At 69.5% G+C, this 22,845-nt stretch carries 23 protein-coding genes; 5 read left to right on the forward strand and 18 right to left on the reverse strand.

Annotated elements, in window-relative coordinates; translation table 11 throughout:
• Position 1: 1 nt before the first annotated feature.
• Positions 2 to 1,069 carry an ATP-dependent DNA ligase gene (locus PKE84_RS14120; RefSeq protein WP_271177898.1) on the reverse strand — a complete coding sequence of 356 codons (1,068 nt, stop codon included), beginning with the start codon at positions 1,067 to 1,069 and terminating at the stop codon, positions 2 to 4.
• A gap of 107 nt (positions 1,070 to 1,176) precedes the next feature.
• Here PKE84_RS14120 and PKE84_RS14125 point away from each other — a divergent pair, with 107 nt between their 5' ends.
• Complete coding sequence (locus PKE84_RS14125; RefSeq protein WP_271177899.1) at positions 1,177 to 1,623, forward strand: SIP domain-containing protein; 447 nt, start codon at positions 1,177 to 1,179, stop codon at positions 1,621 to 1,623.
• A gap of 66 nt (positions 1,624 to 1,689) precedes the next feature.
• Here PKE84_RS14125 and PKE84_RS14130 read toward each other — a convergent pair whose 3' ends face one another.
• The 8 genes from PKE84_RS14130 to PKE84_RS14165 form a co-directional block, all read right to left on the reverse strand.
• Positions 1,690 to 2,562 carry an SDR family NAD(P)-dependent oxidoreductase gene (locus PKE84_RS14130; RefSeq protein WP_271177900.1) on the reverse strand — a complete coding sequence of 291 codons (873 nt, stop codon included), beginning with the start codon at positions 2,560 to 2,562 and terminating at the stop codon, positions 1,690 to 1,692.
• Positions 2,559 to 2,927 carry a Fe-S oxidoreductase gene (locus PKE84_RS14135; RefSeq protein ID WP_373877147.1) on the reverse strand — a complete coding sequence of 123 codons (369 nt, stop codon included), beginning with the start codon at positions 2,925 to 2,927 and terminating at the stop codon, positions 2,559 to 2,561. Before PKE84_RS14135 ends, PKE84_RS14130 begins: the two co-directional genes overlap by 4 nt.
• Complete coding sequence (locus PKE84_RS14140; RefSeq protein ID WP_271177902.1) at positions 2,927 to 4,375, reverse strand: dihydrolipoyl dehydrogenase family protein; 1,449 nt, start codon at positions 4,373 to 4,375, stop codon at positions 2,927 to 2,929. The genes PKE84_RS14135 and PKE84_RS14140 overlap by 1 nt, the downstream gene beginning before the upstream one ends.
• A gap of 93 nt (positions 4,376 to 4,468) precedes the next feature.
• Positions 4,469 to 5,254: a crotonase/enoyl-CoA hydratase family protein gene (locus PKE84_RS14145; RefSeq protein ID WP_271177903.1), complete on the reverse strand. Its 786-nt coding sequence runs from the start codon at positions 5,252 to 5,254 to the stop codon at positions 4,469 to 4,471.
• A gap of 22 nt (positions 5,255 to 5,276) precedes the next feature.
• The gene (locus tag PKE84_RS14150) at positions 5,277 to 6,200 is read right to left on the reverse strand and encodes an arginase family protein (RefSeq protein ID WP_271177904.1); all 924 of its coding nucleotides are present in this window, start codon (positions 6,198 to 6,200) and stop codon (positions 5,277 to 5,279) included.
• A gap of 10 nt (positions 6,201 to 6,210) precedes the next feature.
• Complete coding sequence (locus PKE84_RS14155; protein WP_271177905.1) at positions 6,211 to 6,960, reverse strand: NADPH-dependent F420 reductase; 750 nt, start codon at positions 6,958 to 6,960, stop codon at positions 6,211 to 6,213.
• Between the two features lie 12 nt (positions 6,961 to 6,972).
• On the reverse strand, positions 6,973 to 7,749 hold the full coding sequence (locus PKE84_RS14160; protein ID WP_271177906.1) for a PspA/IM30 family protein: 777 nt from the start codon (positions 7,747 to 7,749) through the stop codon (positions 6,973 to 6,975).
• A gap of 44 nt (positions 7,750 to 7,793) precedes the next feature.
• Complete coding sequence (locus PKE84_RS14165; RefSeq protein WP_271177907.1) at positions 7,794 to 9,812, reverse strand: TPM domain-containing protein; 2,019 nt, start codon at positions 9,810 to 9,812, stop codon at positions 7,794 to 7,796.
• A gap of 224 nt (positions 9,813 to 10,036) precedes the next feature.
• Between PKE84_RS14165 and PKE84_RS14170 the strand changes: the two genes are divergently transcribed.
• A complete protein-coding gene (locus PKE84_RS14170) occupies positions 10,037 to 10,819 on the forward strand; it encodes a gamma-glutamyl-gamma-aminobutyrate hydrolase family protein (protein WP_271177908.1) in 783 nt (260 codons plus the stop codon).
• Between the two features lie 42 nt (positions 10,820 to 10,861).
• On the opposite strand, the gene PKE84_RS14175 is transcribed toward PKE84_RS14170, so the two are convergent.
• The 8 genes from PKE84_RS14175 to PKE84_RS14210 form a co-directional block, all read right to left on the reverse strand.
• Entirely contained in the window at positions 10,862 to 11,530 is a 669-nt protein-coding gene (locus PKE84_RS14175; protein ID WP_271177909.1) for a protein-L-isoaspartate(D-aspartate) O-methyltransferase, read from the reverse strand.
• A gap of 36 nt (positions 11,531 to 11,566) precedes the next feature.
• Positions 11,567 to 12,574 carry an N-acetylglucosamine kinase gene (locus tag PKE84_RS14180; RefSeq protein ID WP_271177910.1) on the reverse strand — a complete coding sequence of 336 codons (1,008 nt, stop codon included), beginning with the start codon at positions 12,572 to 12,574 and terminating at the stop codon, positions 11,567 to 11,569.
• The gene (locus tag PKE84_RS14185) at positions 12,562 to 13,833 is read right to left on the reverse strand and encodes a 6-phospho-beta-glucosidase (protein ID WP_271177911.1); all 1,272 of its coding nucleotides are present in this window, start codon (positions 13,831 to 13,833) and stop codon (positions 12,562 to 12,564) included. The genes PKE84_RS14180 and PKE84_RS14185 overlap by 13 nt, the downstream gene beginning before the upstream one ends.
• A gap of 3 nt (positions 13,834 to 13,836) precedes the next feature.
• Positions 13,837 to 14,742: a carbohydrate ABC transporter permease gene (locus tag PKE84_RS14190; RefSeq protein ID WP_271177912.1), complete on the reverse strand. Its 906-nt coding sequence runs from the start codon at positions 14,740 to 14,742 to the stop codon at positions 13,837 to 13,839.
• Positions 14,739 to 15,719, reverse strand: a complete 981-nt coding sequence (locus tag PKE84_RS14195) for a carbohydrate ABC transporter permease (RefSeq protein ID WP_271177913.1) — start codon at positions 15,717 to 15,719, stop codon at positions 14,739 to 14,741. The genes PKE84_RS14190 and PKE84_RS14195 overlap by 4 nt, the downstream gene beginning before the upstream one ends.
• Positions 15,720 to 15,721: 2 nt before the next feature.
• Positions 15,722 to 17,059 (reverse strand): ABC transporter substrate-binding protein, encoded by a 1,338-nt coding sequence (locus PKE84_RS14200; RefSeq protein WP_271177914.1) that lies wholly within the window; start codon positions 17,057 to 17,059, stop codon positions 15,722 to 15,724.
• A gap of 126 nt (positions 17,060 to 17,185) precedes the next feature.
• Complete coding sequence (locus PKE84_RS14205) at positions 17,186 to 18,367, reverse strand: ROK family transcriptional regulator (RefSeq protein WP_271177915.1); 1,182 nt, start codon at positions 18,365 to 18,367, stop codon at positions 17,186 to 17,188.
• A gap of 188 nt (positions 18,368 to 18,555) precedes the next feature.
• Positions 18,556 to 19,554 (reverse strand): SDR family oxidoreductase, encoded by a 999-nt coding sequence (locus PKE84_RS14210; protein ID WP_271177916.1) that lies wholly within the window; start codon positions 19,552 to 19,554, stop codon positions 18,556 to 18,558.
• Between the two features lie 103 nt (positions 19,555 to 19,657).
• On the opposite strand from PKE84_RS14210, the gene PKE84_RS14215 reads away from it, so the two are divergent.
• Positions 19,658 to 20,863 (forward strand): mechanosensitive ion channel family protein, encoded by a 1,206-nt coding sequence (locus PKE84_RS14215; RefSeq protein ID WP_271177917.1) that lies wholly within the window; start codon positions 19,658 to 19,660, stop codon positions 20,861 to 20,863.
• A gap of 31 nt (positions 20,864 to 20,894) precedes the next feature.
• Here the strand turns inward: PKE84_RS14215 and PKE84_RS14220 are convergent, their stop codons facing one another.
• Positions 20,895 to 21,620, reverse strand: coding sequence for an alpha/beta fold hydrolase (locus PKE84_RS14220; protein WP_271177918.1), 726 nt, complete (start codon positions 21,618 to 21,620; stop codon positions 20,895 to 20,897).
• A 244-nt stretch (positions 21,621 to 21,864) separates the two neighbouring features.
• Here PKE84_RS14220 and msrB point away from each other — a divergent pair, with 244 nt between their 5' ends.
• Together msrB and msrA are read left to right on the forward strand one after the other, a co-directional pair.
• The gene (gene msrB / locus PKE84_RS14225) at positions 21,865 to 22,326 is read left to right on the forward strand and encodes a peptide-methionine (R)-S-oxide reductase MsrB (protein WP_271177919.1); all 462 of its coding nucleotides are present in this window, start codon (positions 21,865 to 21,867) and stop codon (positions 22,324 to 22,326) included.
• Positions 22,323 to 22,838 carry a peptide-methionine (S)-S-oxide reductase MsrA gene (gene msrA, locus PKE84_RS14230; RefSeq protein WP_271177920.1) on the forward strand — a complete coding sequence of 172 codons (516 nt, stop codon included), beginning with the start codon at positions 22,323 to 22,325 and terminating at the stop codon, positions 22,836 to 22,838. Before msrB ends, msrA begins: the two co-directional genes overlap by 4 nt.
• Positions 22,839 to 22,845: the final 7 nt, after the last annotated feature.

Below are 22,845 nucleotides of genomic sequence, written 5' to 3' on the forward strand. Positions count from 1 at the left end.
GTCAGCGCAGGACGTCGGCCAGGTCGTAGGCGATGGGGCGGTCGAGCTGCTCGAACGTGCACGAGCGGGCTTCGCGGTCGGGGCGCCACCGCTCGAACTGCGCGGTGTGACGAAAGCGCATGCCCTCCATCTGGTCGTAGCGGACCTCGAGCACGCGCTCAGGGCGCAGCCGGATGAACGTCACGTCTTTTCCGGAGGAGAAGCGGCTGCGTTCGGTCGCGCCCTTCACCGCGTCTCCGGAATCGTCGAGTTCGACCAGAGGCGCGAGCTCGTCGACCAGCTCGAGCCGGCGCGCGTCGCTGAAGGCGGAGACACCGCCGACGTTCCTGAGTTCGCCGTCGTCGTCGTAGAGGCCGACCAGCAGCGAGCCGACGCCCCGGCCGCTCGTGTGCACTCGGTAGCCGAGCGCGACGACGTCCGCTGTGCGGTGGTGTTTGATCTTGAGCATCGTGCGCTTGTTGGGGGCGTACGGCGATGCGAGCGGTTTGGCCACGACGCCGTCGAGTCCTGCCCCTTCGAACTCCACCAGCCATTTCCGGGCGAGTTCGACGTCGGTGGTGGTGCGGGTCAGCTCGATGGGTGCGGGCAGGGCGCCGGCGAATTCCTCGAGCCGCGCCCGGCGTTCACCGAAGGAGTGCTCGAGCAGGGATTCGCCCCCGACGGCGAGCAGATCGAAGGCCACGAACGTCGCGGGGGTCTGCTCCGCGAGCAGTTTCACACGACTGGCGGCCGGGTGGATGCGCTGCGACAGCGCCTCCCAGTCCAGTCGCTGCTTGCCCGCGGGCCCGGTCGGCACCACGATCTCGCCGTCGAGCACGCACGGTCCTGGCAGGAGCCGCTGGAACGCGTCGACGAGTTCGGGGAAGTAGCGGGTGAGCATCTTCGACCCGCGGCTTCCGATCTCCACCGTGTCGACGGTCGTGCCGTCGCCGTCCGCATAGATCAGTGCACGGAACCCGTCCCACTTGGGTTCGTAACTGAGCCCGCCCTCCACGGACTCGGGAGCCGGAACCTGCGGTACCGCCTTGGCGAGCATCGGAGCGACGGGGTTCTCTGCCGTTGGGAGCATGACACGATCATGCCCCAGGGTGCCGGGTGAGGGAAGGCTGACGTCTCGCTGGGCATCCCCTCGGAGGATCGGGGGTTAGGTAAGGCTCGCCTATACTCGAAAGCGAGATGTACCGACCCGATCACGCGAAGCACACCGCGACCACCGCCCACCACGACGACCGTGTGCAGTTCCTCGTCGTCGGCGATGAGTCGTCCCTTCCCCAGCTCGAGGCGGAGCTGGCGCTCCTGCCGCTCTGCGCTCGCGGGCGCGTCTTCGTCGAGGTCGAGAGTCCCGACGACGTCTCCGTGCTCACAACGCCGCTGCGGATGACGGTCACTTGGCTTCCCCGAGCGCGCCGCAGTGGTCGCCCGGGAACGTCGGAGCCCTGCGCGAAGGGTGTCGCCGCCACGCGGGCCGTGCGCGCGTGGACGGCGGAGATGCTGTGCGACGGAGCCGGCGAGACCCGCGCGATCGTCACGGGCGGTTTCGAGCTCGTCTCCGAGGTTCAGGAGCACCTGCGCGACGAGGTCGGCATGTCCGCCGACGCGGTCATCGCCCCCATCCACTTCTGACGCATCCGCTTCTGACGCATCCGCCTCTGTCGGGCCCCGTCCAGCGGGTCCACCCCGGGCGAGCGGTCAGACCACGCTGCCGACGCCCACCAGTCGTTCGCTGAGCGTCCAGAGGTCGCGGCCGAGCTGAGCGTCGTCGGCCTGTCGCCGCACCTTCCCGTTCGCCTTCAGCCGATCGAAGTACGTGCCGCTCGGGGCGCCGACGGGCGCGTCGGCCGTCAGCATGACCAACGGTGCCGCCCCCTCCTCGACCGGGATTCCGTAGCCGCCGCGCGTGACGGCGCCGCCGAACCGGATGAGCGGCGATGACTGGCCGAAGTTGGTGGCGATCGTGCCCGGGTGGAACGTATAGGCGTCGATCCCGGTGCCGGTCAGGCGCTCGGCCAGCTCGCGGATGAACAGGATCGTCACGAGCTTGGCCGTACCGTAGGCGCGCCAGCCACCGAGCCACGGCCGCTGCTCGAATTCCAGATCGTCGAGCCGCACGTGACCGAAGAGGTTGGCGAGGCTCGCCGTCGAGACCACACGCACGGGGTGACCCTGGGCAGCGGTCTCCCGCAGCCGGGGGAGCAGCAGGTTCGTCAACAGGAACGGCGCCAGATGGTTGGTCTGGATCGTGCGCTCGTGCCCGTCGACCGTGACTTCTCTGGCCGCGTTGAGCCCGCCCGCGTTGTTGGCGAGCACGTCGATCCGCTCGTACCGCGCCGTCACGGCCTCCGCCAGCGCGTGCACGTCGTCCAGCCTCTCGAAGTCGGCCAGGAACGGGGTCGCTCCGATGCGCTCCGCGACCGCGCGGGTGCGCTCGGGGTTGCGCCCGACGACGGCCACCTGGTTGCCCTGCTCCACGAGCCGTCCCGCGGCGACCACCCCGATCCCCGAACTCGCCCCGGTGAGGATGATCGTGCGTTGTCCACCATCGTGTGGCGTGGTCTCGCTCACAGGTAGCCGCCTTTCTCGAGACCGGCTTCGACCTCGAATCGGTTGCGGAGGGGATCGCGCCCCGCCAGCAGGTAGAAGAACGGGAAGAGCATCCCGTAGTGCTGCCACTGCCGTTTGTGGACGGCCTCGTGCTCCAGCACCTCGTCGGTGACGTTCTGGGCCGTGAGGTAGCACCCGCCGACGCACGAGCCACCGCGCCCGAACGTGCGCAGCGGCATGCCACGGAAGACGAAGAGCCCGTTGCGCCGCTCGACGCGGCCCGTGCTCCAGACGAATCCCCAGACGAGGCCGACCGCCGTGGCGTAGAGGTAGCCGAGCCAGCTGATCGGCGAATCGAACAGCAGCCGCTGCACTGCTCGCACCATCACTCCTCCGGGCGTCCGTAGGTCTCGAGGAGGCGGAGCCAGACCTCGCTGAGCGTCGGGTACGACGGCACCGCGTGCCAGAGCCGGTCGAGCGGCACCTCCGCGACCACGGCGATCGTCGCCGAGTGCAGCAGTTCACCCACGTCCTGTCCGACGAAGGTCACGCCCAGGATCACCTGGCGGTCCTCGTCGACGACCATCCGTGCCTGCCCGGTGTAGTCGTCGGACGCGATGGTCGCGCCGGCGACGCTGCTGATGGGGTAGTCGACGACCCGAATGCGGTAGCCGGCCTCCCGTGCTGCCGCCGCGGTGAGCCCGACGGACGCGACCTCCGGATCGGTGAACGTCACCTGCGGAACGGCCGTGTGGTCGGCCGTCGCCACGTACGTGCCCCACGGCTCCAGGCGGACCGGCGAGCCGTTGCCGCGTGCTGCGATCGCATCACCGGCAGCGCGCGCCTGGTACTTGCCCTGATGCGTGAGCAGAGCGCGGTGGTTCACATCGCCCACCCCGTAGAGCCAGCCGCCGTCCACCGGCTCACCGTCGGCTCCGAGCACGCGCATGGTGTCGTCGACGTCGAGCCAGGCTCCCGCTTCGAGTCCGAACGCCTCGAGCCCGAGATCGATCGTGTTCGGAACGCGTCCGACCGCCACGAGCAGCTCGTCGGCCTCGATCGTGCCACCGCCGCTCAGCTGGATGCGGAACCCGTCGTCATCTGTGCGCTCCACGGAGCTCGGCTCGCTGTCGAGATGCACCGTGACGCCCAGTGCGCGCAGCGCGTCGCCGACCAGCTCGCCGGCGAACGGCTCGTTCGCCCGCAGCAGACTGCTGCGCGCGATCAGTTGCACACGCGTGCCGAATCCGGCATACGCCGTGGCCATCTCGACTGCCACCACACCACCGCCGAGGATGGCGAGCGACGCCGGCACCGTCTGGGCGCTGGTCGCGTCTTTGCTCGTCCACGGCTCGCTCTCGCGCAGGCCGGGGATGTCGGGGAGCAGCGCCGCCGATCCGGTGCTGACGGCGACGGCATGGCGGGCCGCGAGCACGGTCACCGTGCCGTCGGCCGCCGTGACCGTCACTTCGCGTGGGGCGGTGATCACCGCGTGGCCGCGAACCAGGTCGATGCCGGCGCCCTCGAGCCACTTCACCTGCCCGTCGTCCTTCCAATGGCTGGTGACGCGGTCGCGTCGATCGAGGACGGCCCGCACGTCGAGCTGCCCGGTGATCGCCTCCGCGACGCCTCCGACGCGCTGTGCGGCGCGCAGCAGCGCACCGCTGCGCAGCAGTGCCTTCGACGGCATGCACGCCCAGTACGAGCACTCCCCGCCGACGAGCTCGGACTCGACGATGACCGTGCTCATCCCGCCCTGGACGGCGCGGTCGGCGACGTTCTCGCCGACTGCTCCCGCGCCGATCACGATGACGTCGTACTGGGTGGTTGCCATGGAGCTCCTCGTTGTTGATCGTGTGATGTTCGAAGCGCGGGGAGGGATCGGATTCCATCCTCCGCGAATAGTTGGGCAGCCCGGAGAGGACGCCTAGCGTCCGACGAATTGGGCCTCGCTGCGCGTCAGGAAGGCCTGCATGCCGATCGCTGCATCTTCGCTCTGGAGAAGGCGCACCAGCGCAGGCTGGAGCTCGCCCTCCGCCGCGGCGTCGCCGTCGCGCACGGCACGCTTGGCATTGGCGAGCGCAGCCTGCACGGCCAGGGGCGCCTGGGCGGCGATGCGTTCGGCGATGGCCAGCGCGCGATCGAACTGCTCACCGTCGTCGACGACCTCCTGCACGAGGCCGATGCGGTGGGCTTCGGCGGCGTCGAACAGGTCTCCCGTGAGGATCCAGCGCATGGCGTTGCCCCACCCGACCGCCCGGGGGAAGCGCAGGGTCGCTCCGCCGAACGGCAGAATGCCCCTGGCGACTTCGAGCTGCCCGAACCTCGTGGAACGGGCGGCGACCGCTACGTCGCTCGCCAGCACGAGCTCGATGCCGAGCGTGAGGCAGGTGCCCTGCACAGCGATGACAACGGGCTTCGTGAGCTGCTCGCCCGACACCTGCCACGGGTTGATGCCGCCCTCGCTCGTGAACGACAGACCGTCGGCCCCGATACGCGGGCCGAGATCGGCGAGGTCGAGGCCCGCGGTGAAGTGGTCGCCGACCGCGTGGACGAGACCGACCCGCAGTTCGGGATCGTGCTCCAACTCGCCGTAGGCGGCGGCGAGCGCGTTGAGCATCTCGAAGTCGGCCGCGTTGCGCTTGTCGGGGCGGTTGAAGCCGATGAGCAGGATGTGCCCGCGGCGCTCGGTGATGATCTTGGGTTCGGTCATGGCTCCCAAGCTACCCCGGGCGTCAGGGGGCGTCACCGACGGCCTGCTGATCGGTGGAGAGGTGTCGGCCGGCTCCGGGTGGGGAGGACGGTCCGCTCGCTGGAAGGCGCCCGGTCAGGGCGCCCAGGATGCGGAGGATCACCGGAAGATCGTGCGACGCGGGCTCGGGCGACTCCGGTGCGAATTCGGTGATCGCGGCCCCGGCGAGCTCGAAGCGCGCACGCAGAGCTCGGATCGCCTCGGTCAGCTGTTCCGGCGTCACGCCGAACGGCTCGGGATAGCCGATCCCGTCGATCGAGGCCGGGTCGAGCACATCGAGGTCGATGTGCAGGTAGACGGCCGTAGCGCCCGTCGACTCCACGGCAGCGACCAGATCACGCGGCTCGGCGAGCGAGTCCGGTGCGAGCATCCGGATGCCGTGCTCGGCGATGTAGGCGCTCTCGCCGTCGTCGAGCGCGCGGGTTCCGGCGAGCACCAGAGCCTCGGGGGAGAGGAGCGACGCGCCCTCGGAGGCGAGACCGTCGGGAGCGTCACCGAGCAGGGCACGCACGACCATGCCGTGGAATGCGCCCGACGGCGATGAGCCCACGTCGTTCAGGTCGCCGTGGGCGTCGAACCAGACCAGGGCGACGCTCCCCGGCTCGCGCGACGCGACCACGTGCTGCACGCTGGCGAGGTCGGCTGCGCAGTCACCGCCGATGGTCACCACCGGCGACTCCAGGAGCATCAGCTCGGCGGCTGCGGCATCCCGGATCGTCGCGAGCGCCGAGAAGCGGTGCACGCCGGTGTCGAGGGACTCTCCGGCGGCGGCGGGAACGCTCACGACCGTCGTCGCCGCGACGGGGAGATCGCCCCGGATGGCCTCGGCTCCGTCGATCAGCCGCATCGCGCGGGAGGATCCGGACCCCTGCCACTGCGGCACGACGAGGAAGGACGCCGCGCTCATGCGCGAGCCTTCATCGCATGTCCCGGTAGCGCTTGGCGTCCGCGGCGGCTCGGCGCAGCTCCGGGGCGGTGAGCCGCGGGCCGTATGCCGGGGTTTCGCGCTGCACGCGCCAGCCCTCGGAGAGCGGACCGAGATCGACGGCGTCGAAGCCGAAGTCGTCGAGCAGCGCGGTCACGGCGGCCTTGGCTTCTGCATCGTCGCCCGCGATGGCCAGAGCGCGACGCTCGGGATCGCCGGACGGGAGGGCGTCGGTGACGATCGCGGACGAGTAGATGTGGTTGAACGCCTTGACGACGTGCGCATCCGGAAGGTGCCGCTGCAGCAGCTCGGACACGGTGGTCGACTCGTCGTCGAGCTCCGCCACGTGGCCGTCGCGCTGCGGGTAGTAGTTGTTCGTGTCGACCACGACCTTTCCGGCGAAGGCGTCGGCCGGGAGGGACTCGATGCTCCTGAACGGGATGGTGACGACCACGATGTCACCGGCGCGTGCTGCCTCCTCGACGGTGGCCGCTCGTGCCGACGGCCCCAGCTCGGCGACCAGCTCTCCGAGCGTCTCCGGTCCGCGCGAGTTGCTCACCACGACGTCGTACCCTCTGGCGACGCCCAGGCGCGCGATCTGACTTCCGATGTGTCCCGCTCCGACGAGCGCCAATGTTGTCATACGTTCTCCAACTCCTGCATGGTCCTTCGTGTTCCGCACGACACGGCGTGTTCGTGAGAAGGCGGCGGGATGCGCGGCTCGCGCGCATCCCGCGCGCATCCCGCGCCATCGTCACTGCCCTGGCGTGTACGGAGCGGACGGCGTCGCCTCGGCGGTGACCGCAGGCTGCGCCGGTGCGCCGCCGGTCTTGAGCGCGGCGAGGCGCGCCTCGACCTCCGTCATCTCCCCGAGGTCGTCGAGCTGGTTGAACTGGGCGTCGAGACTCGACGCGGCGAGCTCGGAGGCGCCGCGCACCTTGGCCTCTTCGCGCTTGATCTTGTCTTCGAAGCGACCGACCTCGCTGGTCGGGTCGAGGATGTCGACGCTCTTCACCGCATCCATCACCTGCTGCTGAGCCTGTGCGCTCTTCGCGCGGGCGATCAGCTCGCTCCGCTTGCTCTTGAGCTGCTCGAGCTTGCCCTTCATGCCGTTCAGGCCCGACTTGAGCTTGTCGACGACCTCGGTCTGCGAGGCGATCTGCGGCTCCGCCGCCTTGGCCTCGTTCTCCGACGCGATCTGTCTCTGCAGCGCGACCTTGGCGAGGTTGTCGAACTTGTCCGCGTTGGCCGAGTCTCCGCCCGACCGGTAGCTGTCGGCCTGCTTGCTGGCGGCGAGCGCCTTCTGGCCCCACTCGGCCGCCGCCTCGACGTCCTCTTTGTGATCGTCTTCGAGCATCCGGAGGTTGCCGATCGTCTCCGCGATCGCGCTCTCGGCGTCGGCGATGTTGTTCGTGAAATCGCGGACCATCTGGTCCAGCATCTTCTCCGGGTCCTCCGCCTGGTCGATGAGGGCGTTGACGTTCGCCTTCATCAGCTGCGAGATGCGCCCGAAAATGGACTGCTTTGCCATGGTGTTGCTTTCCTTTCGCTTGAGCCGTCGATCCCGGACGGGACCTAGAACCTGCCACCTCCGCGACGGGAGCGTGTGCCGCCTCCGCCGAAGCTTCCCGGGCTGAACCCGCCTCCGCCGCCACGGCTACCGCCACGCCCGCCGCCGCCACGGCCACCACCGCCGCCCCCGCTCAGCACCGAATTGATCAGGATGCCGCCGAGGATCGCCCCCATCGCGCCGTTGCCCCCGCCTCCGGAGCCGCCGCCGAACATCCCGCCGAGGCCGCCGGTGCCCGGCTGGAAGCCGCCGACGTCCTGCTGCGCGAGTTGGGTCGCCGCGTCGGCCAGCTGGGCGGCGCGCTGCGCCTGACCGAGCGCCGTGACCGGATCGGTGATCGCGGTCGCCTCGGCCTGCACGAGCAGCCGGCCGGCCTCCGCGAGGCGGGTGCGCGCCTCCGCGCCGACCGCGCCGCGCCGTGCCGCGATGAAGTCCTCGCACGCCGAGACCCGGCTCTTGGCGTCGAGCAGCGTCTGCTGCAGCGACGCCTGCGCGCGCTGCGCCTGCTGCCGGGCATCCCGCACGCCGCCGAGCACGGCGTCGATGTTCTGATTCGCCGCTTCGAGGCGGTTGGCGATCTCCAGGGGATTGATCCTGCCGGCCGCGAGCTTGCTCTTCACGTCGGCGACGGTCTGCTCGGTTCCGGCGACCGCGGCCGAGATCGTCCCGTCGGCGTCTCCCGCCGCGGCGAGGCTGCGGGCCTCGGCGAGATCGCTCTCCAGCTCGGCGATCGTGCCGTCGATGGTCTGCTGCGCCGCGGCGAGGTCGGCTCCGAGCCGGTCGACCGCGTCGAGAAGGAGCTTGGCCTGGTCGACCGACTCTTCCGCCGCGCGCACGCCGATGGCGGCGGCGCTGGTGTCGCCGGCCGCGCTCTTCTGCGCCGCAGCCGCCAGTGCGGTGGTCACGAAGGCCAGCCGATCGGTCGCCTGCGCGATGTTGTCGTGGATAGTGGTGATCGACGCCTCGGTGTAGCGCTCCGAGAGCGCCGCGTAGCCGGCGTTCGACTGGGCGATGCGGCTCTGCACCGCAGTCGCGGCGGCCTGCACCTCGGCGGTCGCCTGCGGGATGCGCTTCTCGAGCGCTCGCAGTTCGTCGAACGCGTCGGCCTGCTTGTCGAGCGCGTCGTTGGCCGCCGCGCAGAGCTGCACGATCTGGATGTTCCAATCGCGCGTCTGCTGTTCAGTGTCCTGCTCGGCATCGTCGAGCTTCTGCTTGAGCGTGAACGCGTCGCGCAACTGCGCCTTGGCGGCGTCGAGCGCCGCCTGGAACGGCACCACCGCGTCCGCTCCATACTGCGCCGTGGCGAAACCGAGTTCCTCTTCGCTCGTGCGCACCGCGTCGTCGGTCTGCACCAGCGCCGACCCGGCCCGTCGCACGAGGTCGGCGATGGGCATGGTCTGAAGCTCGTTCTGGGGCACTGCCGGGCCGCCCGGCGCCGAACGCGCCTTCTTCGCGGCGGACCGCCTGCGCAGCACGAAGAAGACGATCAGTCCGATGACCAAGACGGCGATCACGATGAACCAGACGACACCGCTCCCGCCGGCGCTCCCGCCGACCGCGTCGCCCAGCCCGTCGGCCGCCGCGACCGCCGCCCCTGACCAGTCACCCGCCTTGAGCTTCGGCTCGATATCGTTGCGCTCGATCTGGTCCAGCTGGTCGTCGGTGACCGGACCGGCCGAATCCCCCGAGAGGTAATAGGCGCGGCCGTCCGTCGCGACGGCGAGCAGATAGTCGGACGGGCCGAGATTGTTGTTCGCTGCCGTCTGGTTCGCCCAGTCCGCGGCATCCGTCGGGTTGGTGAAGCGGTCGACGTAGACGACGTAGAGGTCGACGCGGTGGTCGGAGTAGAGCTTCTTGGCCGCGTTCTCCACGGTGCTCGTCTGGCCGGCGTCGAGCACACCCGCCTGGTCGACGACGTGTCCGCTGCCGAGGTCGACCGGGTCTTGTGCGCTCGCCATCGTCGCTGTTCCCACGACCAGCCCCAGCGCGAGCAGGACTCCGCCCAGTACCCCTCGTAAACGCATCTACTCACTCTCTCGAGTCGGGTGCCCCTGCTGCGAGTCTATTCGGGGCCCGATCGGGCGCGCCAGAGCGCCCGGGTGGCCGGGTGATCGCTGTGGCGGCGGCGCACGGCTCCGTCGACTGTTTCACCCTGTTACGCCCGGGATGCGCGGTTCGGGGCCGCCCTTCAGAATTGTGGGACGCCGAATCATCGCCAGCCGATACATCGCCATGAGAGGAGCACCGCATGAGCATCCGACGCCCGGTGCGCTCCCTCGCCGTGGTCGAGGCCACCCGCTTCCGCGGGCACGACCCCGAGTACCACGCGTACGTGCAGATCCTCGTGGAGTCGGCCATCGTCGAAGCCGAGCGTCAGGGCTGGACCGTCACGCGCGTCGCCGCCGATCAAGGCGAGGATGCGCTGCTCGCGCGCACGGAGACGGCGGAGGCCATCCTGATCATGGGCGGTGAGGACATCACTCCCGGGCTGTACGGCGCCGCCGGCGGCTACGAAGGCGAGAGCCGTCACCTCCCCGAAGCCGATCGCGCCCAGATCGCGGTCGTGCATCGCGCGATCGAGCGCGGTACGCCACTCCTCGGCATCTGCCGCGGATTGCAGATCATCAACGTCGCTCTCGGCGGCACGCTGGTTCAGCACCTCGACGACACCGGCGAGCACAAGAACAGCGGCGTGCCCATCCGGGACATCATGGCGACGCACGCCGTGCGCCTGGCCACCGGCAGCCTGGTCGCCGGTCTGCTGGAGAGCCACACCGTCGCAGTGCAGAGCGCTCACCACCAGGCGGTCGACGTCGTCGGGTCGGGGCTGGTCGTCACCGGCCGCGCCACCGACGGGCATGTCGAGGCGATCGAGCACGAGTCGGCGCCGGTGCTCGGAGTCCAGTGGCACCCGGAGGACCCGGGCGCGCCGGAGGGACAACTGGGCGCGCTGCTCTCGTCGCTCGACCGTGCCGCTCTCGGTGAGGCATCGCCGGCTCGTGCGTCATCCCGCGAGGCCGTCGCCGCCTAGGGCCCGGTCACCGAGGGGCTTCGTCGCCGAAGCGTCTCGCGCTTACTTCCCCGGCCAGGCCTGCTCGCCCACCAGCGGCACGAACGAGACCCCGCCCAGATCGACCTCGGTCAGCGTACCGTCGGCGGCGCGCTCGAACGACGACAGGTGCTGGGCGCCACCGGCCCGGCCGACCGGCATCACGACGCGGGCCCCCTCGGCCAGCTGCGCCAGCCACGCGTCCGGAACGCCGGGCCCGGTCGCCGCGGCGATGATCACGTCGTACGGGGCGTCCTCCGGCCAGCCGAGCGAACCGTCGCCCGTGACCACCTTCACGTCGTAACCCAGTGCGTCGAGCGTGCGCTCCGCAGACGCTGCGAGCGACGGATGCCGTTCGACGCTCACCACGCGCGCGGCGAGCTCTGCGGTCACGGCCGCCGCGTAGCCGGATCCGGTCCCGATGTCGAGCACGACGTCGTCAGGACCGATCCGCGCCGCCTCCAGCATCAGCGCGACGATGTACGGCTGGGAGATCGTCTGCCCGTCGCCGATCGGCAGGGGCTGGTCCTCGTAGGCGTAGCGGGCGAACGCCGGGTCCACGAACAGGTGTCGCGGCACGCGGCCCATCGCCTCGAGAACGCGGGCGTCCTCGATCCCGCGGTAGGCGAGCTGCTGCTCGACCATCCGCCTGCGCTCCGCGTCGTGATCGGTCTTCGTGATGGCCTCCCGCATCCAGTGAACACCCTGGGGGAGGCTCCCGTCTGCAGGTCAGCCGACCGGGAGAGCCGCCTGGCGTGCGCCCAGTTCGCCGCGCGCCCGTTCGAGCGCGTCGGCGTCGGCGCCGGCCGCTTCGAGCGCGAGCAGCCCTGCCCCCAGGATCGGCGCCGCCGTCACCAGTTCGATGTGCGCCAGCGGGGCCCGGTCGGCCAGGCCCTCTTCGATCGCCTGCATGAGCCGGGCATCCCGTGCGCCGATCACACCGCCGCCCAGCACCACCGGGGTGGGGCGATCCAGCAGCCCGAGGCGCCGCAGCGTCGTGACGGCGAACACCACGATCTCCTCGGCCTGCCGATCGACGAGACCGATGGCGACGCCGTCGCCGGCGCGGGCCGCGTCGAAGACCGCCGGGCTGATCAACGCGAGATCGGAGTTGGGGATGCGCTCGAAGTGCAGCGCCTCGATCACGTCCTGCACGCTCTCCAGGCCGTAGACGGCCGGGATGGCTTGGACGAGTGCGGTCGACGGACCGCGGCCGTCCACGGCGCGTGCCGCGTGCCACAGAGCCTGCTCGCCGAGGTGCCAGCCGCCGCCCCAGTCGCCCGACGACATCCCCAGCGACGGATAGCGCACCACGGCGCCGTCGGACCGCACCCCGACGCAGTTGATGCCCGTACCGCACACCACCGCCACCGCATCCGGTTCGCTGGTGCCGGCCCGCAGTAGCGCGAACAGGTCATTGTCGACGACGGCGCCCGCCCAGGGCAGCCCGGCGATGTGCTCGCCGAACGCCGCCAGCTCGGCCGGCAGGTCGAGACCGGAGAGGTAGATGTTCGTCTGCACGATCGGCCGGTCGCCGGTCTGCTGCACGAGGCTCGCGATGAGCTCGTCCACCAGGTCGGCGGCGGCGCCCATCCCGATGATGTGCGGGCTCGAGGTCGTGCCGCGGGCGCTCGCCAGCACCGTGCCGTCGAGATCGAGCGCGACGGCGTCGGTCTTCGAACCGCCGCCGTCGACCGCGATCACGATGCCCGGTGCCGAGCCGCTCACTGCGCCCATGCCAGGTGATCCCGGTTGCCCGCGATCAGCAGGTCGGTCAGCTTCTCCGCCCGGTCGTACTGGCCGACGAGCGGGTGGGCCATCATCGCGCGCACCACGCGCTCCCGGCCGCCATGCACAGCCGCATCCAGCGCGAGCCGCTCGTAGCCGGCGACGTGCGAGATCAGGCCACGGATGTCGTCGGGAAGCGGATCGATCGGAAGCGCCTCGACACCGGAGGCGCCGACGATCGCGGGCACCTCGATCACATGGTCGTCGGGCAGGAAGGGGAGCGAGCCGTTGTTGCGGAGGTTCACCACCTGGGTATCGCGCCGGTCGCTGCGCAGGGAGGCGATCAGATCGACCGCCGCCTCGGAGTAGAACGCGCCGCCGCGCTTGGCGAGGGCATCGGGCTTGGTGTCGACGCTCGGATCGGCGTAGAGCTCGAGCAGTGCGCGCTCGACCTCCTGCACCGCTTCGGCCCTGGTGGGGGAGCCGAGCTGCTCGCGCAGCACCTCGTCGTGCGCGTAGTAGTACCGCAGGTAGTAGGACGGCACGTTGCCGAGCATCGTGATGAGCGAGGCGGGAAGCTCGATCTCCTCGGCGAGCTCGCCCAGGTGCGTGTCGATGAGTGCGGGCAGCGCGTCGTGCGTGCCGTTCGCATCCGTCACGAACGCCGCGCGTTCCCAGGTGAGGTGGTTGAGACCGACATGGCCGAGGGTGATCGCCGTGTGGTCGACACCGAGCAGGTTGGCGAACCGGCGCTGGAAGCCGATGGCGACGTTGCAGAGGCCGACCGCGCGGTGGCCCTCCTGCAGGAGGGCGCGCGTGACGATGCCGACCGGGTTCGTGAAGTCGACGATCCAGGCATCCGGCTTGGCGTGCGCTCGCACGGTCTCGGCGACGCGGAGGACGACCGGCACGGTGCGCAGGGCCTTGGCGAAGCCGCCGGGGCCGGTGGTCTCCTGGCCGATGCAGCCGCACTCGTGCGGGAAGGTCTCGTCCCCGTGACGGGCGGCCTGGCCGCCGACGCGCAACTGGATGAGCACGGCGTCGGCGTCCGACACCCCGGCGACGAGGTCGCTGGTCGGCACGATGCGGCCGGTGTGGCCGGCGGCCCGGAACATCCGCTCGCTCATGCCCCCGACCAGCCGCAGCCGGTCGGGGTCGGTGTCGACGAGCCACAGCTCCTCGATGGGCAGGATGTCGCGCATGCGCGCGAATCCGTCGATGAGTTCGGGGGTGTAGGTGGACCCACCCCCGACGACAGCGAGTTTCACGTACTATCCCTTCACGCCGGTCAGAGTGATGCCCTCGACGAACACGCGTTGGGCGAAGAAGAAGATCAGGACCACGGGCACGGTGACGAGGATCGTCATCGTCATCGTGAGCCCCCAGTCGGTGCCGTGCACACCGCGGAACGACGCGAGACCGTAGGCCACCGGCCAGTTGTCCGGGTTCTCCGAGGTGTACAGCAGCGGGCCGTAGTAGTCGTTCCACGAGTTGAAGAACATGAAGATCGCGGTCGCCGCGATGCCGGGCTTGGCCATCGGGAGCACGACGCGCCACAGCACGCCGAACTCGCCGTTGCCGTCGATGCGCGCCGCGTCGGCGTACTCGCTCGGGATGGTCAGGAAGAACTGGCGCAGCAAGAAGATCGAGAACGCGTCGCCGAGCAGGTTTGGCAGGATCAGCGGCCACAGGGTGCCGGTCAGATTCAGCTGCGACCACATCACGTAGATCGGGATGGCCGTCACCTGCGGCGGCAGCAGCATCGCGATGATGATCACGGTGAACAGCACGTTCGAGCCGCGGAACTTGATCTTCGCCAGCGCGTAGGCGGCCGGCACGCTCGAGATCAGCATGAACAGCGTGGCGAGCACGGCGTAGATGGCCGAGTTCCCGAACCACTGAAGCAACGGCACGGTGGTGAAGACCGTCGCGTAGTTGCTCCACTCGAACGGCTGGGGCCAGAGCGAGGCCGTCAGGGTCTGGTCGCTCGACATCAGCGACGTGAGGAACACGAAGACGATCGGAGCGATGAACAGCACGGCCAGCACGACGAGGACCGCGTGCTCGGCGATCCAGGCCAGCGCGCGCCGCACACGGAGCGACTTCGGGGTGGGCATCCGGCGCTGTCGTTGCGACGACGGCGTCGCCTTCGGCGGGGTCAGGGTTGCGGAGGTCATAGGGCGCCTTCCGGGGTGAACGCCTTGAAGCGGCGCAGCAAGAGGATGAGGATCACGGCGGCGACCACGAAGAGCAGCACGGCCAGCGCGGAGGCGTAGCCGAGCTGGTACGTGCCGAAGCCGCGCACGTAGAGCCATTGCGTGTAGGTGAGCAGCGAGCCGTCGGGGTAGCCGAGGTTGTTGCTGATGCCCTCGCCGATCACCGCCTTGCCGCTGGCGACGCCGGAGGCGACGGCCGCCTCGGTGAAGTACTGGATGGCCGCGATCACGCCGGTCACGACGGAGAACAGCAGCACGGGGGCGATGCTCGGCAGCGTGACGTAGCGCACCTTCTGCAGCCCGTTGGCGCCGTCGAGCGACGCGGCTTCGTACTGCTCCTTCGAGACGTCGAGGAGCGCGGCCAGGAAGATGATCATGATGTCGCCCATCACCCACACGCCGAGGAGCACGAGCGACGGCTTCGACCAGGCCGGGTCGTTGAACCACAGCGGGCCCTGGATGCCGAAGACCTTGAGGATCTGGTTGACCGGTCCGGTGCCCGGGTTGAACAGGAAGACGAAGGCGACGACGCTCGCGACCGGTGGCACCAGGGCGGGCAGGTAGAACACCGTGCGCCAGAATCCGGATGCGCGCCGCGCGCGGGCCAGCAGGCCGGCGATCAGCAGGGCGAACGCCACCTTCACCGGCACCCAGATCACCACGAACCACAGCGTGTTGAGGGTCGCCTCCCACACGTTCGGGTCCTGCGTGAACAGGTACTGGTAGTTGCGCAGCCCGATCCATTGGGGAGCGGAGACGAGATCGAACCGGGTGAACGAGTAGTACACGGATGCCACGAGCGGGTACACGAAGAAGATCACGAGTCCCAGCAGGGCCGGCGCGAGCAGCGCCAGCGTCACGAGGTTCCGCTTGGTGCGGGCCCGCGAGGGACGGACGGCGGTGGCCGCCCGCCCCTCGCGCAGTGCAGTCGACGTCATCGTCACGGACCGGTGGTCAGTGCGAGCGCGTCGTCGATCTGCTTGTCGACACTCTTCAGGCCGGCCTGCAGGTCGCCGCCCTGGCTCTGGTACTTGTTCCAGTAGTCCTGGAACGACTGCTGGTAGCCGGCGCCGAGCGGGCTGGCCGGCGTGGTGGCGACGTTCTTGTCCGCCGCGACGTCGAGGAACGTCTTGTACTGGTCGGAGACCTCGAGCTTCGGCGAGTTGAGCGCGTCGGACGTGGTCGGCACGTTCTTCAGGCCGTTGGCGAGCTTGACCACGGCATCCGTGTCGGTCGTGAGGTACTTCAGGAGTGCCCACGCGAGCTCCGGGTTCTTCGAGCCCTTCGAGATGCCGATGATGTTGCCGGTCATGTAGCCGCCGCCGTACAGCTCGGTGTGGTCGTCGGCCGTCGGGAACGGAGCGGTGCCGTAGTTCAGGTCCTTCGCCTGGTCGGCGATGAACGCGGTGCGGTACTCGCCGTCCATGTTCATGGCGACCTTGCCCTTCTGGAAGGCGTTGTCGGCCGAGAACTCCTGGCCGAGGCCCGAGGTGAACTTGTTCAGCTTGTCCCAGCCGATCTTGTCCACGAACGCCTTCTGCCAGGTCATCAGCTCGGTCCAGCCGGGGCTGGAGCTGATCGCGCTGGTGCCGTCGGCCTTCAGCCAGTCGGCACCGGCTGCGGGGCCGTAGTGCGCGGCCGCGTTCTCGTACCAGCCCATGGTCGGGTTGAAGCCGAGGGTCTTGATCGAGCCGTCCGCGTTGTACGTGGTCAGCTTGGTCGCCATCGCCTCGAGCTCGGAGAGGGTCTTGGGCGCGGCGCTGTAGCCGGCGGCGCTGAGCAGGTCCTTGTTGTAGTACAGCCCGTAGACGTCGGCGAGCATCGGCATCGCGCACCGCACACCCTTGAACTCGGTGTACGACTTCACGGTGGGCGAGAACTGGCTCATGTCGACGCCGTCGCGCTTGATGACGGTGTTGAGGTTGCGGAAGGCGCCGTTCGAGCAGAAGTTGCCGACGATGTCGGTCGAGTACGAGAGGCCGACGTCGACCTTGCTGCCGGTGGCGATCGCCTTCTGCAGCTTCTCGTCGTCCTGGCCGGCGTGCACGGTGACCTTCACCTTGGGGTTCTTCTTCTCGAAGTCGTCGACGACCGACTGGATGACCTTGGCCTCGCGATCGGAGAAGAAGTGCCAGAACGACACGCTTCCCGAGAGCTCCTTGGGGGTGGTCGAGTCGAAGCCGCTGCTGCTGCCTCCGCCGGAGCATCCGGCGAGGGTCAGGGCCGCGGCCGCGGTGATCGCGACGGCGGCGATGATGTGACGTGGACGATGTTTCACGGTTGGTTCCTCACTGATTCCGTTTCGTGATTGCTGTGGGTGATCGGGTTCTGTTGTGGTCGTTCTGACTGGTCGTTCTGTTGGGACGGGTCGTGCGATGGAGCCGGTGGAACGGCCTCAGGCCCGCTAGGCGGAGATCCTGGACACTTCGGCGAAGAGCGCGGTGCGCACCTCCGTGAGCAGATGTTCGCGTGCGCCGCGGAGCACCGGATGCTCGGCGACGCCGGTTGCGACGACGGTGGCCGAGCCCCAGGCCCGGCGCACGTGCTTGCCGACGAGCTCGGCGAGGCGGGCGCCTCCGGCTCGTCCGGTGGGCCCTCCGAGCACGACCAGCTCCGGGTCGAGCAGGGCGAGCACCGGGATGACGCCCACCGCGATCCGCGGGGCGAGTACGGCGAGGAGCTCGTCACGGTGGGGCGAGGTGGTGACGGCGTCGATGACGGCCGAGAAGGTGCGGCCGCGCACACCGAGCCCCCTGGCGAGCTTGGCGACGGTCGGGCCGCCGATCAGGTCTTGCAGATCGTTTGCGTCGGGGTCGAGCTCGGAGGCATTGCGGGGGATGGGGAGGTACCCGATCTCGCCGGCGCCACCGGACGCCCCTCGGTGCACCGAGCCGCCCTGATCCACGGACAGGCCGAGGCCGTCGCCCATCCAGAGCAGCGCGAAGCCGGCGGTGTCGCGCCCGGCGCCGTCGGTGCGTTCGGCGATCGCCGCGAGATTCACGTCGTTGTCGAGGTGCACGGAGATGCCGAGCACGTCTTCGAGGTGCTTGCGGATGCCCTTTTTCGGCCAGCCGGGGAGGGTCTCGATGAAGCTCAGTTCGTCGGTGCGCGGGTCGAGAGCTCCCTGCACGCCGATGCTGACGGCGGAGACCGTCGCACTGGCGATGCCCGCGACCTCGCAGGCGGCGTCGATCGCGGCGCGCATGTCGGTCTCGGGGGAGCGGTCGCGGGCGGCGCGGGCCAGTGGCGTCGTGGCGATGGGATGCTCGTGCCCGCTCGCGTCGACGACGGTGGAGCGCATCTCGTGGTAGTCGATGTCGACGGCGACGCCGAGCATCCGGTCGGTGCGGACCGCGTAGCTGGCCGCATTGGGTCCGCGGCCGCCGGAGACCTCGCCGACGGCGTGGATGAGACCGGCGGTCTCGAGCCGGGAGACCATCTGGGCGGCGGTCGGCTTGGAGAGGCCGCTGAGCTCGCCGATGCGGCTGCGCGTCAGGACGCCGTGCTCCAGCAGCAGTGAGAGGGCCGTGCGGTCGTTGGTCTCACGCAGCCAGGAGGGTGTTCCTGGTACCGGCTGAGGCGCCATCTGGCCATCCCTTCGTTGGAACGATCGTTGCGCCTGAATGTATCAGGAAAGTTTCTTAATAGTAAAGCCTTTGTTTCGCCCAGCCCCGTCCCGACCCCGCCGGCAGACGTTGAAGGGCGGCTGACGCATCCGACACGCCGGTCGATGGATGCGTCAGCCGCCCTTCAACGGAGACGGACGATGGCGCCTCAGGCGCCGAATGAGCGGGCGCGGTCGGCCAGGTGGTCGAACGCGGCGTCCAGGTCGCGGTCGACGTGCTGCCGCGACGGGTCCGCGAGGTACCAGTCCACGATCTCGCCCGCTCCGTGGGCGAACGGGATGCGCGCCTGGAACTGCGGGACCAGCGTCTTCACCTTGGCGTTGTCGAACACCATCGAGTTCGCCTTGTCCCCGATCAGGCCGGGGCCGAGCTCGGGCACGACGGCCGCGATCGACTCGGAGGAGACATGCACGAGGTCGGCTTCGACCCCGAGCCCCTCGGCGAGGTAACGGTAGATCTGGTCCCAGGTCGGCGCCTCGTCGGAGGTGATGTGGAACGACTCGCCCACAGCCTCCGGACGCCCGAGCAGGCCGAGGAAGGCGACCGCGAAGTCGGTGTTGTGCGTGATGGTCCACAGGCTGGAGCCGTCGCCGTGGACGATGACGGGCGCTCCGCGGCGCATCCGGTCGAGATCGGTCCACCCGCCGCTCGTGGGGATCATCGTGCGGTCGTAGGTGTGCGACGGACGGACGATGGTCACCGGGAAGCCGCGCTCGCGGTAGGCCTCGATCAGCAGGTCCTCGCAGGCGATCTTGTCGCGGGAGTACTGCCAGAACGGGTTCCGGAGGGGAGTCGACTCCGTGACGGGAAGCCGGGTGGGCGGCGTCTGATACGCCGAGGCCGAGCTGATGAAGACGAACTGTCCGACGCGGCCCTCGAAGAGATCGAAGTCGGTGCGGATGTGGTCGGGAGTGAACGCGAGGAACTCGGCGGCCACATCGAAGCTGCGCTCTCCGAGCACGGCATGGACACTCTGCGGATCGCGGATGTCGGCGTGCAGCACCTCGACGCCCTCCGGAAGCGGTCGGGTCGACGACGAGCCCCGGTTCACCACCGTGACGTCGTGACCGGCCTCCAGTGCCTGCACGACGCACGCGGAGCTGATGACCCCCGTACCTCCGATGAAGAGTGTCCGTGTCGCTGCCATGCTCGCTCCTTCGCTCGTCCGCCGCGTCTCAGCGTACCGACCGCGGAGGGTCGCCGCACAGCGCGTACACTCCTCGGGACAGACCCGAAGGAGCCCCCACACCGTGTTCGACCTCCGTTCCTGGCCGGGCTTGGCGATCGCGTGCGTGATCGCGATCCTGGCCGCCGTCGTCATCACCGCCGTCGCGAGCGTGATCCTGCGCGCGACCGCCCGCCGTCGGGCGTGGGCGCAACTGCTGATCAAGCGCGCCCGCATCCCGTTCCGCTGCCTCCTGCTGGTCGTCGTGCTGTGGATCGCCGTGACGATCAGCCTTCCTCGAGACGTTTCCGCCGGCTGGCGCGATGCGATCCAGCACACGTTCCTCATCTTCGCGATCGCCTTCGGCGTCTGGTTCGCCGCCGCGCTCGCCGTGTTCGTCGAAGACCTCGGACTCTCGAGGTACCGGCTCGACGTGCCCGACAACAGGTACGCGCGCCGGGTGCGCACGCAGGTGCTGATCGTGCGGCGGCTCACCGTCGTCGCCGCCGTCGTGATCGGGCTGGGGGCGATCCTCCTGACCTTCCCGGCGTTGCAGGCGGCGGGTGCGAGCATCCTGGCGTCGGCGGGGGTGATCGGGATCATCGCCGGTGTCGCGGCGCAGTCGAGCCTGTCGAACCTGTTCGCGGGACTGCAGCTCGCCTTCAGCGACGCCATCCGCATCGATGACGTCGTGGTCGTCGAGCAGCAGTGGGGGACCATCGAGGAGATCACCCTCACCTACGTGGTGGTCCACATCTGGGACGACCGCCGGCTGGTGCTCCCGTCGAACTACTTCACGACCAAACCCTTCGAGAACTGGACCCGCCAGCACAGTGAGCTGCTCGGCTCCGTCGAATTCGACCTGGACTGGCGCGTCTCGCCGGGAGGCATGCGCAGCGAGTTGAACCGGGTGCTCGCGAGCACGGACCTGTGGGACGGCCGCACGGGTGTGCTGCAGGTGACGGATGCCGTTGCCGGGTTCGTGCGGGTGCGCATCCTGGTCACCGCTCGCGATGCGCCGACGCTGTTCGACCTGCGCTGCCTCGTGCGGGAGCGGCTCATCGACTGGATGCAGCGCTACAGCGCGACCTCGCTGCCCCGCACGCGCGTCGAGATGGTCGAGACCCCGGCCCCCGTCTCGCCGCCGGCGCGCGCTCGCAACCAGGACGACGCCAGGCTGTTCAGCGGCACACCCGACGGCGAGCAGCGCGCGGCGCAGTTCACCGAGTCCATCCCGATCGTGCGCGACGACGACGCCGACGAACCGGCGGATGCGGGCGACCTGCCGTAACGGCGGGGCCGCCCGCATCCTGGGAGGGCGGTCAGCCCAGGGAGGCGACTGCGGCGAGGATCGCGTCGACCGCGGCCTGCGGGTGCGACACCATCGACACGTGTGACGCGTCGACCTCGGTAATGGTCGCGCCGGCGCGTTCCGCCATGCTCCGCTGCGTCGCCGGCGGGATCGTCTTGTCGTCCGTCCCGATCACGGCCCAGCTCGGGATGCTCTTCCAGGCGCCCGGACCGGCCGGCGTCGTGTTCGCCGAGAGGGTGATCGGTCGCTGGCTGGCGATGATCAGCTCGCGGTCCGCCTCGGGGAGGTCCTGCGCGAAGGCCGTGTGCACGGTGTTCGGCTTGAGGAACGCCTCCGCGTCGCCCTCGGGGGCGCCGGGGTAGCCGGCGATGTCGAGCACCGTGGTCGGATCGGGGACGTCGAGCGCCGAACCGGATCCGCCGAGGATCGAGAAGACGGTCTCGCCCTCGTCGGGGATGAAGGCGTCGACATAGACCAGTGCCCGCACGTCGCCGCTGGTGCCGGCGCCGCTGATCACGGCCCCGCCGTAGGAGTGGCCGACGAGCACGACGGGTCCCGTCGTGCGCTGGGCGAGATACGAGGCGATGTACGCTGCGTCCCCCGTCAGGCCGCGCAACAGGTTCGGCGGGGTCTGAACGGTGAAGCCCTGCGCCTGCAGCTCGGTGGACACGGCGTTCCAGCTCGAGCCGTCGGCCCATGCTCCGTGGACGAGCACGATGGTGGGTTTGTCTGACATGCGGTTCCTTTCATTCGTCGAGCGAAGGCCGGACAGCCGTCGAACGAAAGCTACTCCGTCGCGCGCGAACCGCGCCAGCGCCGGGTGATGAACAGTTCCTGTGGATGCCGGGCGCGGCATCCGGGTGGCTTGCTGTGGGTTCGCTGAGTGTGGGGAACGAGCGAGGAACTTAAGGGTGGAGCCGGGCGTTTCATACGGTGAATGCGTCGCAGCCAGCGGCGCGCCCATCCCCCGAGGAGGAGAAGTGACGCAGGACTATCGCAAGGACCAGGAGGCCGTTTCGCGGTTGACCTCCGAGCAGTACGCGGTCACCCAGGAGGCGGCTACGGAGCCGGCTTTCCGCAACGAGTTCTGGAACAACAAGGATGCGGGCATCTACGTGGACATCGTGTCCGGCGAGCCCCTGTTCGCGTCCGTTAACAAGTACGACAGCCGGTCGGGCTGGCCGAGCTTCACCGTGCCGATCGACCCGGCGAACATCGTCGAGAAGAAGGACCGCAGCTGGGGGATGACGCGCGTCGAGGTGCGCTCCGCCCACGGCGACAGCCATCTCGGCCACCTGTTCGACGACGGACCCGCCGAGGCCGGTGGCCTGCGCTACTGCATCAACTCGGCCGCGCTCCGTTTCATCCCGCTCGCCGATCTGGAGAAGGACGGGTACGGCGAGTATCGTCAGCTTTTCGAGGCCGAGGAGGCAACCCGATGACCACCACTGAGAAGGCCGTTCTGGCCGGAGGCTGTTTCTGGGGAGTCGAGGACCTGATCCGCAAGCGCCCTGGGGTGCTCGACACCCGCGTCGGCTACACCGGCGGCGACGTGGCGAACGCCACCTACCGCCACCACGGAACCCACGCCGAGGCGATCGAGATCACCTTCGACCCGGAGAAGATCTCATACCGCGACCTGCTGGAGTTCTTCTTCCAGATCCACGACCCCTCGACGAAGAACCGTCAGGGCAATGACGTGGGCACCAGCTACCGCTCGGCGATCTTCTACGAGAACGACGAGCAGAAGCGCGTCGCCGAGGACACCATCGCCGATGTCGACGCGTCCGGTCTCTGGCCGGGCAAGGTCGTCACCGAGGTGTCGCCGGCCGGCCCGTTCTGGGAGGCAGAGCCTGAGCACCAGGACTACCTGGAGCGCATCCCGTGGGGTTACACGTGCCACTACGTGCGCCCGGGCTGGAAGCTGCCCAAGCGCGAAGAGGTCGCCGGCTAACCGCCGA

Origin of the sequence: Leifsonia poae (genome assembly GCF_027921845.1) — a bacterium.
In the GTDB taxonomy this organism is placed as follows: domain Bacteria; phylum Actinomycetota; class Actinomycetes; order Actinomycetales; family Microbacteriaceae; genus Leifsonia; species Leifsonia poae.